Annotated in this window: 9 protein-coding genes; all 9 read right to left on the bottom strand. The window is 73.0% G+C overall.

The features are described from left to right. Nucleotides 1–12: 12 nt before the first annotated feature. Entirely contained in the window at nt 13–1,434 is a 1,422-nt protein-coding gene (locus WME95_RS15500; protein WP_437909141.1) for a GNAT family N-acetyltransferase, read from the bottom strand. Beyond that, the gene (locus WME95_RS15495; RefSeq protein ID WP_437552618.1) at nt 1,431–2,567 is read right to left on the bottom strand and encodes a D-alanine--D-alanine ligase family protein; all 1,137 of its coding nucleotides are present in this window, start codon (nt 2,565–2,567) and stop codon (nt 1,431–1,433) included. Before WME95_RS15495 ends, WME95_RS15500 begins: the two co-directional genes overlap by 4 nt. Nucleotides 2,568–3,076: 509 nt before the next feature. Then, nucleotides 3,077–4,813: an ATP-dependent zinc metalloprotease FtsH gene (ftsH, locus tag WME95_RS15490; protein ID WP_437909140.1), complete on the bottom strand. Its 1,737-nt coding sequence runs from the start codon at nt 4,811–4,813 to the stop codon at nt 3,077–3,079. Between the two features lie 406 nt (nt 4,814–5,219). Continuing rightward, nucleotides 5,220–7,601, bottom strand: coding sequence for a PAS domain-containing sensor histidine kinase (locus WME95_RS15485; protein WP_437909139.1), 2,382 nt, complete (start codon nt 7,599–7,601; stop codon nt 5,220–5,222). Between the two features lie 251 nt (nt 7,602–7,852). After that, a complete protein-coding gene (locus WME95_RS15480; RefSeq protein ID WP_437909138.1) occupies nt 7,853–8,278 on the bottom strand; it encodes a DoxX family protein in 426 nt (141 codons plus the stop codon). A 130-nt stretch (nt 8,279–8,408) separates the two neighbouring features. Then, nucleotides 8,409–9,254 carry an ABC transporter ATP-binding protein gene (locus tag WME95_RS15475; protein ID WP_437909137.1) on the bottom strand — a complete coding sequence of 282 codons (846 nt, stop codon included), beginning with the start codon at nt 9,252–9,254 and terminating at the stop codon, nt 8,409–8,411. Beyond that, nucleotides 9,251–10,228 carry an ABC transporter permease gene (locus tag WME95_RS15470; protein ID WP_437909136.1) on the bottom strand — a complete coding sequence of 326 codons (978 nt, stop codon included), beginning with the start codon at nt 10,226–10,228 and terminating at the stop codon, nt 9,251–9,253. Before WME95_RS15470 ends, WME95_RS15475 begins: the two co-directional genes overlap by 4 nt. Further along, complete coding sequence (locus WME95_RS15465; RefSeq protein WP_437909135.1) at nt 10,225–11,664, bottom strand: ABC transporter substrate-binding protein; 1,440 nt, start codon at nt 11,662–11,664, stop codon at nt 10,225–10,227. The genes WME95_RS15470 and WME95_RS15465 overlap by 4 nt, the downstream gene beginning before the upstream one ends. A gap of 4 nt (nt 11,665–11,668) precedes the next feature. Then, nucleotides 11,669–12,655 (bottom strand): HEAT repeat domain-containing protein, encoded by a 987-nt coding sequence (locus WME95_RS15460; RefSeq protein WP_437909134.1) that lies wholly within the window; start codon nt 12,653–12,655, stop codon nt 11,669–11,671. Nucleotides 12,656–12,661 lie beyond the last annotated feature (6 nt).

Raw genomic sequence — 12,661 nt, 5'->3', positions numbered from 1 at the left:
GGCTTCGATCGATCAGAGGCGCTTCAGCACCAGGATCAGCCGCCACGCCGCGGCGTGCTCGAACGGCACGTCGACGTTGAAGTCGCCGAGCGTCGCCACCAGCGAGAGCTCCGGCACCCGCTCCGCGACGCGCCGCCACCCGGCGAGGTCCGGGACGTACCACGTCGCCTCCTGCCGGATCGACGAGAGCTCCCTCGGCGCGCCGCCGTTGCGCCGGGCCGAGCACACCACCTCGAGGGTCACGGGCACCACGCGATCGGGCGTCGACCGCTCGATATGGATGCGGAACCGCGCGTCGATCGACTGCTCGCCGCGCAGCTCGGTCCACTCCGTCCTGTTCACGCCGGACGGCGTGAGATCGGCGGGGTGGGTCGCCTCGATGACGTGGACGCCGCCCGGCAGGAGCAGCGAGGCGGCGAGCCGGAGGTGGCGCTCGAGCGCCGCCGGCGTGGCCAGCTGGTGGATCGCCGAGAGCGGCACGAACGAGAGATCGACCGGCGCGACGTCCGGGCGCTCGTCGAGCTCCGCGCACGAGAAGCGGATGCACGCCCCGGCGCCGCGGGCGCCCGCGGCGCGCTCCGCGAAGGCGATCATCGCCGCCGAGCCGTCCGCGCCGGCGCAGCCGACGCCGAGCTCCGCGAAGGCCTCCAGGTGCCGCGCGGGCCCGCAGGCCCACGAGAGGACGCGCTGCACCGGGCGGCCGCCGAAGCGGCGCGCGCACGCGAGCAGGAAGTCGCGCTCGGCGGCGTAGTCGCGGTAGCCGAACGCCGCGTCGTAGAGCGCAGGCTCGCCCGGCGGCGTGTCGCCGCGTGCGGGCGCGTCGCCGCGTGCGGGCGCGTCGCCGCGTGCGGGCGCGTCGCCGCGCGCGCGCGCCGGCGCCTCGCCGCGCGCGGACGCCTCGCCGGCCGAGGGCGCCGCCGGGGCGCGCGCCGGGGCGACCCGCCTCGTGTAGATCATGAGATCGTCGCCCGGCGCGTAGAAGTCGGCGAGGACCGCGGCCCGCGTGAACTGCACCGCGTCGTAGAAGCGCACCGCCGCGCCGTGCCCCTCCCGGCTGCCCGTCTCCACGCGCACGAGGCCGCCGCCCTCGCGCGCGATCTCGCTCTCCATCGTGGCCACGAGCCCCCGCGCCACCCCCGACCGGGCGAAATCGGGCGAGGTCGCGATCCAGTACAGGTCGTACGTGGACTGCGTCATCGGCGTGCGGCCATAGCAGAGGTACCCGAGGAGCCGCGGCGCCCCGTCGCCGCCCGGGGCGCCCAGGAAGCTCAGCACGAACCGGTAGCCATAACCGTCCGTCGAAGGCTGGCCGAGCGTCACGTCGACGAGCTCCAGCGCCACCGCGCGCTCGTCGTCGGTGAACGCCGGGACCGAATCGAGCAGCGCGGCGATGAGCGGCCGATCTTCCGCGCGGAGGCCGCGCTGGGTGATCACGGCGCCTCGGGCGCGGCGGCGAGGGCGCCGCGGGCAGCGGAGCGCGCCGCGGCGCGGCCGCGCGCCGGCGCGCGGCCCCGCGCGCGGAGCAGGTCGTCGTGGCGCGCGCCGCGGGCGAGCGCCGCGCGGAGGATCTCCCAGACGACGTCGGCGTACGACAGGCCGGCGCGCGCCGCCGCCCGCGCGAAGCCGGCGTCCGGCGAGAGATCGCAGTTCGGGTTGACGTCGATGACGTGCGGCGTGCCGCGCTCGTCGAGCCGCACGTCGACGCGGCCGTAGTCGCGCAGCCCGAGCACCTCGAACGCGCGGCGGCCCACGGCGACGACCCGGCGCAGATCGAGCGGCCGCAGCACCGCCGCCGAGGAGGGCGTCCCGATCGACGCGGCGGTCTCCGGGCGCCACTTCGACTCGTACGTGACCACGTGCGGGTGCCCCTCTGGCAAGCCCTGAAACGTGATCTCGCCGGGCGGCAGCACGCGCGGCGTCGGCCACCCGAGCAGCGAGACCGAGATCTCCCGCCCGTGCACGTAACGCTGCACCACCACCGGCTGGCGGCACTGCGCGACGACCGCGGCGACCTGGTCGCGGAGCGCCCTGCGATCGTGGACGACCGAGCCACGATCGATGCCCATCGAGCCGTCCTCGCGCTCCGGCTTGACGATGACCGGGAACGCGACCTCCGGGATGCGATCCGGGCCTTCGACCCGCACCGTCGCCGGCACGCGCACGCCGGCGCGCGCGAGGATCCGGTTCGCCTCGGCCTTGTGCAGGCAGCTCCGGAGCGCGACGTGATCGCTGCCCGTGAAGCGGAGATCGAGCCCCGCGAGCAGCCACGCGCACATGACCTCGTGGCGGCTGTCGCCGTCGAGCGCCTCGCACAGGTTGAAGATCACGTCCGGGCGATGGTCGCCGATGGCCGCGAGCACCTCGCTCGGCCGGAGCACAGGCCGGTGCGCCACGCGCACGCCCGGGGCCGCGGCGAGGGCCGCGAGCACGCTCTCCGCGACCACCGCGCTGCCGTCCTCGCGACCGAGCCGGAGCCGCCCGCTCCCCACCCGCTGCGCGAGTGGCGGCTCGTCGACGACTTCCTCCGGATCTCTGTTCGACAGGATCAGTATCCGAGGCTCAGGCACCGCACGCCTCCGAACCGACGCGGGGCAGGAGAGCCCGCGACGGCCGCGCCGGGCTCAGGGAGCGGCCCGTGAGAGGCCTGGCCATCGGCGAACACGGAGAGGGTGCCCTGTCGAGAGACACGCGAACGAAACAGAATCCATGCATGCAAGTGGCCACACTTCACCAGCTTGCCCGGCAATCGCAAGGGGAGATTTGACCTCTCCGGACGGAAAGGAAGGCGCGACGCGCCGCGGCTCAAAGCCCCGCGCCGGGATCGGATCCGGCGCGCGCGGCCGGGAAGCGAGCTTTCCGAGCACAACGTATCTCGGACAACAGGCTCTTCACACGCCAGCCACACGCGCGGGAGCGTCGGAGACGAGAGGAGACGGCTGGGCTGCAGGGGGAAGAGTCGAGTCCGGCGGGCGAGAGGGGAGAGCGGAGAGCGCCGGACGCGCGCGGCGAGCGGGCGGCCTGCCGCCGAGGACGCCTGAAAGGACTTCCCTTTCCGGCGTCCTCGAGCCTCCGCCGGTCAGGCGGCCTGGCCTTCGGGGCGCGGCCTGCGATCGGCCGGGAAACAGGCCTGTATCTCGTCCATGCCGAGCGTCTCCTTCTCGAGGAGCGCCCTGACGAGCGCCTCGATCTCGCCGCGCCGGGACCTCACGATCTCGATGGCGCGCGAGAGCTGCGCTTCCGTGAGCGCCCGCGCCGTCTCGTCGACCCGGTCGAGCAGGGCCGGGCTCCGCGAGGGGTGCCCGTCGCCGACGCAGATGGGGCCGAGGTGGCTCATGCCGAGCTCCGCGACCATCTTCCACGCGATCGTCGAGGCGCGCTGGATGTCGTCCGAGGCGCCCGCCGTCATCGTCCCGAGGACGACCATCTCGGCGGCGCGGCCGCCCATCAGCATGCAGATCTGATCCTCGAGGTACTCTTTCCGGTACATCAGCCGATCCTTCTCGGGCAGCGCCTGGGTCACGCCGAGCGCGCGGCCCCGCGGCAGGATCGACACCTTGTGCACGGGATCGCAGCTCGGCGCGAGCAGCCCGACCGCGACGTGCCCGGCCTCGTGGACGGCGGTCGCATAACGCTCGTCCTCGTCGACGAGCACCCCCTTGCGCTCGAGCCCCATGAGCACCCGGTCGCGCGCGCGGTCGATGTGCGTCGGGTCCACGGCGTCGGCGCCCTCGCGGGCCGCGAGGATGGCCGCCTCGTTCAGGAGGTTGGCCAGGTCGGCGCCCGAGAAGCCCGGCGTGCCGCGGGCGATGTAGCTGAGATCGACCTCCCCCTGGAGCGGGATCGGCCCGGCGTGGACGTTGAGGATCTCCTCGCGGCCGCGCACGTCCGGGAGCGGCACGGTGACCTTGCGGTCGAAGCGCCCCGGCCGGAGCAGCGCCGGGTCGAGCATGTCGGCGCGGTTGGTCGACGCGATGACCACGATGCCGGTCTCGTGGTCGAACCCGTCCATCTCGACGAGCAGCTGGTTCAAGGTCTGGTCGTGCTCCGCGGAGGCGGAGTCGCCGTGCCCCTTCGCGCGAGCCCGCCCCACGGCGTCGATCTCGTCGATGAAGACGATGCACGGCGCGGACTTGCGCGCCTCGGCGAAGAGCGCGCGGACGCGGGAGGCGCCCACGCCGACGAACATCTCCTGGAAGCTCGACCCCGACGCCGAGAGGAACCGCACGCCCGCCTCGCACGCGACGGCGCGCGCGAGCAGCGTCTTGCCGGTCCCGGGCTCGCCCGTCAGCAGCACGCCGCGCGGCGGGCGGCCGCCGAGGCGCGCGAAGCGATCGGGGCTCTTCAGGAACTCGACCGTCTCGGCGAGCTCCTGCTTGACCTCGTGCATCCCCGCGACGTCGGCGAAGCGCACCGCCGCCCGCGCCGCCCCGGCCTTCACGTCGGAGAAGACCTTCGGGCTGCGCCGCCGGCTCACCGTGAAGAGCGCGAAGCCGACCGCGGCCAGCACGACCACCGGGAGCACCGCGGACGCGGCGCGCGACGGATCCTCCCGGGAGGCGAAGTCGACAGAGGCGCCGGCGCCCGCGAACCGGGAGACCAGCTCCTGCCGGAGCGTCGGCTCGTCGACGACGGCCGTCACCGCGGCGCCGCCCGCCTGACGCACGAGGAAGCGATCCCCGCTCACCTCGACCGCGGTCGCCTGCCCCGCCTGCGCGATCTGGAGGAGCTCGGTGTACGTCGCCGTACGCTGCGTCGACGACTCGCCCGCCGCGCGCAGGGCGAGCCCGAGCGTGACCGCAAGCACCACCCCCATGAACCCAAGCACCCAAAGCCGGCGCCCCGCGGGCCCCAGCCGCTTACTCACCTGCAAGAACCAGGAATTCACTGCTGCGCCACCTTACTGCTCCGGCGTCGGGCCGGAGCGGATCTCAGGTGTAGCAAGGATACGAACCTCAGGAAGTTCCTTCTGCAATCATTCTGACGATCTGAGCCGTAGAAACCTGCGAAAGGATGGCAGCACCGCAAAACGGACTACGGAGAACGGACAGCGACGGGATAAACGTCTCTGCGATCTTGGGAGGATTGGGACGACCCATCGACGAGCTCGCCGATGGCAATTGACGAGCTCGCCTGAAAGCCCGCTTCTCGGGATGGGGTCGCCGGTGGAGCAGGAACCAGGAGCGAGGGGCAGAGAGGGGTAGAGAGGGGCTGTCTGCGCGCTACGCCCCGACGGCTCGCGCGGTATCGGGCGCGAACGGCAGCGAGAAGCGGAATGTCGTCGCGCCGCCGGGGCTGCTCTCGACGGAGATGCTGCCCCCGTGGGCCTCCACGAGGCCCTTCGTGATGTAGAGGCCGAGACCGACGCCGCGGACGCTGCGCGGAGCGGCGTCGGGCGCGCGCCAGAAGCGCTTGAACAGGTACGGGAGCGACGCCTCCGGGATACCGCCGCCCCAGTTGGTCACCGCGACGTGCGCGCTGCCCGGCCCGGCGTCGACCGCGACCGCGATGTCGCCCTCCGGCCGACCGTACTTGGCCGCGTTGGAGAGCAGGTTGGTGACGATCTGCTCGAGCCGCCCTGGGTCCGCCAGGACGGCGGGCACATCGCCCTTCACCTCCAGGCGCAGGGCGTGACCCGCGGTCACCTCGGCCGACTTCTCGAGGATCTCGCCGAGCTGGGCGCGCAGATTGACCGGCGAACGATCCAGCGTGAGCTGCCGCGCCTCGATCCGCGACGCGTCGAGGAGGTCGTCGATCATGCGGCGCAGCCGCTCGATGGACGAGGTGATCCTGTCGAGCTGTTTTTGGCAGTCCGCGACGGGCCGCTCGCCGGCCGCGCGACCCAGGAGCCGGCTCGCGGTCGCGATGACCTGGATGGGCTGGCGGAGATCGTGAGCGATGACGCCGATCCACTCCTGGCGCTGCCGCTCCAGCTCCTTGAACGCCGAGATGTCATGAAAGACGGCGACGGCGCCCTGGAGCTCACCGTCGTTCGAGCGCACTTGAGCCGCGTTGACCAGCACCGGGACGAGGCCCCGGTCGGCGCGCCGCAAGAGCCCTTCGGCGCCCGTCACGCCCTCCCCGCGCTGAAGGGCCCGGAACAGCGGGCGCTCGTCCCAGGCGAGGGGCTCTCCCGCCGGCGTCCTGTGCTCGAAACACAGCCGGTTGCCCCAGGGATCGGGATCGTCCCCGGCGCCCGACGCGTACTGGAGCGCTAGTTTGTTGCAGCTGATGAGCCGCCCCTTGGTGTCGACAAGGACCGCCGCTTCAGGCAGCTGCTCGATGACCGCCTCGAGCTGCGAGCGGATGCGCCGCTCCGCCTCGTGCGCGCGCGAGACCTCGGCCTCCATCGCCTTGCGGCGCCCGATGTCGCGGCAGATCGTCGAGACGCCGGTGACGCGCCCCGACGCGTCCACGATCGACGACACCGTGACCTCGATGTCGATGCTCTTCCCGTCCTTGGTCCGGCTCACGGCCTCGAAGCGCTCGACGCGCTCGCCGCGGCGCAGGCGCGCGAGGACGGCCTCTGCCTCGGCGGCGCGCTCGGGCAGGCACAGGAGGGGCAGCTTCTTCCCGATCGCCTCGCAGATGCAGTAGCCGTAAAGGCGCTCCGCCGCCGGGTTCCAGGTCAGGATGGTCCCGTCGAGCGAGGTGCCGATCACGGCGTCGTCCGAGGCCTGCGCGACGGTGGCGAGGAAGGCGCGCGCCTCCTCGGCGCGCTGCCGCGCCTCGTCGAGGAGGTTCATGCGCGCCGCGCTGACCCAGAGCATGGCCCCGAGCAGGAGCGTCGTGATGGCGGAGGCGAGCGATAACGACGCCGTGATGGGGTATGCCCCGCGATCCGCGCCGAACAGGAAGAGGCGGCCGATCACGAGCGGAACGAGGACGACGTAGGGCAGGAAGCGCCGCAGCAGGATGCCTCCGGACCGGCTGGCCGTCAGCGTGGCGAACGTCGTGCAATCGGGCCGCGCCATGAGGAGCCCGGCGCAGAGAGCGAGGAACGCGATCGCCGCGTGGAGCGCCATGCCCGTGAACGGAAAGAGCGGCGGCAGCCCATAGAAGTAGCCGACGCCGAACACGTAGCCGGTCAGCGCCGTCAGCGCGAGCGCCGCGGCCAGGAGCGCGCTCCATTCCGAGAACAGGCACGCTCGCCGCGTCTTCACGCGCAGCGAGAGGAGCGAAAGGCCGATCAGGACGCAGCAGAGCGCGGCGTTCGGCGGGGGCCTGCCCGGGAACTTGCTCGGGAAATCCACGCTCCCCGCGAACAGCACGCGATCGATGCCGAGATCCGAGGCGAAGATGTACTGCGCGAGGACCACGAGGCCGAGCGCGAGAATGACGGCGGCGCACGCATGTCCCAGCCGGCGTAAACGCGCCGGACACTCCCGCGCGCCGAGCGCCCAGAGCGACACCCCCGCCAGGACGAGGGCGACGGCGGTGTTGGGCATCATGCGCGGCAGGCCGTCCGCGATGGCGACGAGGGCGGTCGCCCCGATCCACCAGCCGAGCAGCGTCACGCACCCAACGGCGAACGAACAGGTCGCTGCGATGACGACTCCGCGCCGCGCGCTGCTCGAAGGCGCCATCGCCTCGGCGTCTCTCATCGGGTCCTCCCGACCGGAGCATAGTGTCGGGACGGCGCGGCTTCACAGGCGCAATTCAAGCGCGCACATGGGTCGGCGCACGCGCTGTCCAACCCAGATGGATCAGGGCGCTCCAGCGCGTGCCGACATCCTCCGCCCGGCCGGACGCAGCAGGGCAGCGCGGCTCCGATCGGCCGCGCGAGAGCGAGCGGCGACGCCCTCGCGCGGACCGCGCGAGGGCGCGCGGACCGCGCGAGGGCGCGCGCGAGAGCTCAGCGCTTCGTCCCGAAGACCGCCGCGTCGACGGAGAGCCTCCCCGGCCCGACGAGGAGGAGCGCAACCGAGATGCCGAGGTACACCGCCGCTGCCTCGTAGGAGGGTCCGCCCATCGCGACGAACGGATCGCCGTTTCCGACGTGAACCGCGACCGCGACGGCCATGGTGGCGGCGAGGCCCAGCGACGCGAGCGGCGTCAGGAGGCCGAGGATCCAGGCAAGGCCACCCCCGAACTCCGCGAGCGCGGCCAGCCCTTGCAAGAACCCCGGAACGGGCGCGGTGGGCCCCATCCAGCTGAAGGGGGCCTGGATCTTCCCCCAACCGTGAAACATGAACGCGACGCCGATAACGACGCGCAGCGCGAGCAGCCCGACCGAGGCCGAGAACGGCACGTCAGTCACCCGCAGGAATCTCTTGAGCATCGGGAACACTCCTCTCGGCTCGGTAGTAAGGAGGAACGCCCGGGACATCAAGCGCGTACGAGAGGACCGGAGCCGCCGGACCCGAGGCGCCGCGCCCCCGCGGCCCTGGCACGGCGCGCCGGCCCGCGCCTCACGCGCTTGTCTCGGCCTCCAGGTCGTGGCGGTGCGCGACGGCGGCGCGCTCGTCGCGGAGGGCCTCGAGGCACCGCCGCTTGATCGCCGCGAACTCGCCGGAGCCCACGATCGCCGCGGTCCTCGGCCTCCCGAACGGCACCGCGATCTCCGCGCCGACGCGGCAGGGGCGGCGGGTCATGAGGGCGATGCGGTCGGACAGGAAGATGGCCTCGTCGATGTCGTGCGTGACGAACAGCACCGTCGTGCGCACCTGGCGGAAGACGTCGAGCAAGAGCTCCTGCATCGAGAGCCTGGTCTGGGCGTCCAGCGCGCTGAACGGCTCGTCCATCAGCACGACGCGCGGCTCCGTGATCAGCACGCGCGCGATCTCCACGCGCTGCTGCATGCCGCCGGAGAGCTGCGCCGGGTAGGCGTCCTCGAACCCCGACAGCCCGACAAGCGAGAGCAGGCGCCGGGACGCCTCCCTGCGCTCGCGCTCGGGGACGCCGCGCACCTTGAGGCCGAAGCCGACGTTGTTCAGCACCGTCTTCCAGGGGAGCAGGGAGCTCTGCTGGAAGACCATGCCGCGCGCCGGCCCCGGCCCCTCGACCCGCTCGCCGCCGACGACGATGCTGCCGCGCTCCGGCGCCACGTACCCGGCGACCGCGTTCAGGATCGTCGACTTCCCGCACCCGGACGGGCCGAGCAGGCTCACGAGCTCGCCGCCCTCGACGCGGAGGTCGAGGTCGCGCACCGCCTCGACGCGTCGGGCGCCCGTCCCGAGGGCCACGGACAGGCCGCGGATTTCCACGGCGCCCCCCGGGCTCTCCCGGCGCGCCGCGCGGTTCGCGTCGAGCGTCATCGGCCCTTCTCCTGGGGCTCTTGCCACGGGGTGAGCCACGCGCCGACCCGCAGGACGAGCGCGCTGCTGAGCATCCCGAGCAGGCCGATGAGCAGCATGCCGAGGACGATGTCCGGGTAGCGCTGCAAATTGTACGACTCCCAGGTGAAGTAGCCGATGCCGTACTGCCCCCCGATCATCTCGGCGGTCACGAGGCAGAACCAGGACGTCCCCATGCCGATGCTCATCCCCGTGACGATGCTCGGCAGCGCGCCCGGCAGGACCACCTCGAGGAACAGGCGGAGCGGGCGCGCGCCCAGGCTGCGGGAGCTCGCGATGAGCCGCGGATCGAGCGCGCCCACGCCGTGGATCGTCGCGATCAGGATCGGGAACAGCGCCCCCATGGTCGTGATGAAGATCATGCTCAGCTCGGCCGACGGGAACATCAGGATCGCGAGCGGGAGCCAGGCGACGCCGGGGATGGGGCGCAGGATCTCGAGCGGCGGCAGCAGGGTGTCCTCGGCGAGCCGCGACCTGCCGATGAGGAGCCCGAGCACGACCCCCGTGACGCCCGCGGCGGCGAACCCCGCGAGGACGCGGAACACGCTGTTCCCGAGGTGCTGCCAGAGCTTCGGCGAGGCGAAGAGCTCCCGCGCCGCGCCGAGGACGTCGGTCGGCGCGGGCACGTTGAGGAACGTGACGACGCCGAGATCCGCGCGGGTCATCGACGCCCACTGCCAGAGGCCGACGCACGCCGCCACGGACAGGGCGCGCAGGAAGGCACGGCGTAGGTCGCGGCGCGGGCGCCCGTCGCGGGGCGCGCGGCCCGGCGCAGGGGGCGGGGCGCCCCGCCGGGCCGCGCTCGCCGCTGCGGGCGTGAAGGCCGCGCTCGCCGGGGCGGGCGCGAACGCCGCGCTCGCCGGGGCGGGCGCGAAGGCCGCGCCGCCGGCGAGCTCCGCCCCGGCCGGCGCGCTGCGCTCGGAGATCATCGTCATGGCGCCGCCGCCGTGAGCTTCGCGCGCTCGGCCCGCAGGGTCGCGAGGTCGACGACCGCCGCGCCGTTCTCCGCGGCCCACCGCTCCGCGTCCTCCTTCGCCAGGAACGCCGACAGGCCGCCGTCCGGGCGCCTCGCGTACCACGCGCGATCGGCCAGGAGCTTCACCCCGCTCGCGCGATCGTGCACGAACACCGCGCGGATCTCCTTGCCCTCGATCGTCAGCTGCCCGAGCGCGGCGAGCGCCGTGCCCGGGCTGGCGTACGCGCGCACCTTCGGCTCGCCCGCGACCCAGATCTGCGCGACGAGCGTCGGCTCGGCGATCGGCTCCCCGGACAGGGCGTCCTTCCCGGACAGCGGGAGCTTCGCGTAGCTCGCGAGCCGCGCCTCGTAGTCGAGCCCGAGCTCCGCCGCCGCGCGCCGGATGTACCGGTCGTCCACGAACGCGCCGACATCGAGGGTCGTGTCCGTGCGCTTCAGCAGCGTGAGCGTGTCGACCGCCACCTGGAGGGCGCGGCGGACCTCGGGCTTGATCGTGAAGTCCCGCGTCTGGATGCCGAGCGGGCCGTGGAACATGTAGGCGACCTCGGCGTCCACCCCCGTCACCTTCTCGATGAGCTCGCTGTACTTCTCGGGCTCCTCCGCGAACAGGCGGTCGGCCTCGAGCGCCGCCTTGAGGAAGGCCACGACGATCTCCGGGTATTCCTCCGCGTACGCCTCGCGCACCAGCACGCCGTGCGCCGTCGGCACCTTCACGCCGGAGCCGTCGTAGATCTTCCGGGCGAAGCCGCGGAAGGGGAAGAGCTCAGCGAACGGGACGAAATCCGCGTGCGCGTCGATCTTGTTCGCCTTGAGCGACGAGCCGCCCACCTCCGGCGACTGCGAGACGAGCGTCACGTCCTTGTCCGGGTCCCAGCCGAGATCGCGGATCGCCCGGAGCAGCATGCCGTGGGCCGACGACCCGAACGGCACCGAGATCTGCTTGCCCTTGAGGTCCTTCAGGCCCTGAGCCGGGGAGTCGCTCGGCACGACGATCCCGTTGCCGCTCCCCAGCGCGCTGCCGGAGAGCGTGGCGATGAAGCGGCTGCGGTTCCCCTGCTTCTGGAACGCCACGCCGTTCAGCACGCCGGGGAAGTCGGCCATCGCGCCGATATCGAGCTTCTCGGCCACCATCTCGATCGTCAGCGGCGGCCCCGAGGTGAAGTCCTTCCACTCGATCTCGTAGGTGACGTCCTTGTACTTGCCGTCCCTCGGCAGGTGCTTCTCGAGCAGCTTGAGCTCCCGGATGAGCAGCCCGCCTGTGGCGCAATTGATCGTCGTGTCCTGCGTCCCGATCGCGATCCGGATCGTCTGCTTCGCCTCCGGCTTGCACGACAGCCCGGCGACGACCGCAGCGAGCAACGTGAGGAAGACGAGCGCGCGAAGTGCCCTGGTCATCGGTTCAATCCCTCGCAAAGGTCTCATGTCGTTCGTTGCCGCGTCCGATCCCCGTCCGGATGGCCTCGAGCGCGCGGCCGGCCGCCTTCCGCACCTCGACGTCGGCGTCGCCGAGCAGCCGGCGGAGCGGCGCCTCCGCGGCCGCCGCCTCGATCTCGCCGAGCGCCTGCGCGGCCGCCTTGCGCAGATCCGCGAGATCGCTCCCGAGCAGCCCGACGAGGTCCTCCGTGGCCGAGGCGGCCCGGAGCCGCCCGAGCGCGAGCGCCGCCTCCTTCCGGACCTGCCAGGCGCCGTCGTCGAGCGCGCTCCGGAGGTGCGGCGCCGCGAGGCCGTGCGCCGAGCGGCCGAGCACGATGGCGGCCTCGACCCGCACCCGCCAGTCCGGATCGGAGAGCAGCCCCACGAGGTCCTGGACGAGTCCCGGCGCGCCGAGCGACTCGAGCGCGCCGATCGCGACCTGCCGCACCCGCGCGTCGGGATCGCGCAGGCTCGGGCGGAGCGCCGGCGCCGACTCGGGCCGCCGCAGGTAGGCCAGGGAGAGGACCGCCTCGCGACGCACCTCGGGATCCGGGTCGCCGAGCGCCCCTTCGAGGGGCACGAGCGCCCTCGGGTCGCGGATCTCGCGGAGCGCAACGATCACCGACGTGCGGACGAACGGGCTCGTGTGCCCCAGCGCCTCGATGAGGTGCGTGGCGGCGTCTGCCCCGCGGATCTCGCGGAGCGCCGTGGCGGCCGCCTCCCTCACGCGGGCGTCCTCGTCGTCGAGCGCCCCGAGGACGGCGGGCACCGCGCGGGCGTCGCCGAGATCCTCGAGGTGCCCGAGCGCGAGCGCCCGCACCGTCGGATCCTCGTCGCGGACGGCCGCGATCAGGGGGTGGATGATCTCCGGATCCGAGAGATCCTCTATCTGCGTCAGCGCGAGCTGGCGCGCGCCGGGGTCGGGATCCCCGAGGATGCCCTCGAGATCCCGCGCGAGCGAAGGCTGTGTCATGTCGTC

Source organism: Sorangium sp. So ce327, from assembly GCF_051530205.1.
Lineage (GTDB): Bacteria > Myxococcota_A > Polyangia > Polyangiales > Polyangiaceae > Sorangium > Sorangium cellulosum_B.
The sequence above is the reverse complement of the archived record's forward strand: the minus strand, read 5'-3'. Positions and strand labels throughout refer to the sequence as shown.

Bases quoted from the DNA above. Each gene is read 5' to 3' on its own strand.
- ftsH (WP_437909140.1), bottom strand. From the start codon at position 4,813: ATGGGGGTGGTGCTTGCGGTCACGCTCGGGCTCGCCCTGCGCGCGGCG.
- WME95_RS15485 (WP_437909139.1), bottom strand. From the start codon at position 7,601: ATGAGAGACGCCGAGGCGATGGCGCCTTCGAGCAGCGCGCGGCGCGGA.
- WME95_RS15480 (WP_437909138.1), bottom strand. From the start codon at position 8,278: ATGCTCAAGAGATTCCTGCGGGTGACTGACGTGCCGTTCTCGGCCTCG.
- WME95_RS15475 (WP_437909137.1), bottom strand. From the start codon at position 9,254: ATGACGCTCGACGCGAACCGCGCGGCGCGCCGGGAGAGCCCGGGGGGC.
- WME95_RS15470 (WP_437909136.1), bottom strand. From the start codon at position 10,228: ATGACGATGATCTCCGAGCGCAGCGCGCCGGCCGGGGCGGAGCTCGCC.
- WME95_RS15465 (WP_437909135.1), bottom strand. From the start codon at position 11,664: ATGACCAGGGCACTTCGCGCGCTCGTCTTCCTCACGTTGCTCGCTGCG.
- WME95_RS15460 (WP_437909134.1), bottom strand. From the start codon at position 12,655: ATGACACAGCCTTCGCTCGCGCGGGATCTCGAGGGCATCCTCGGGGAT.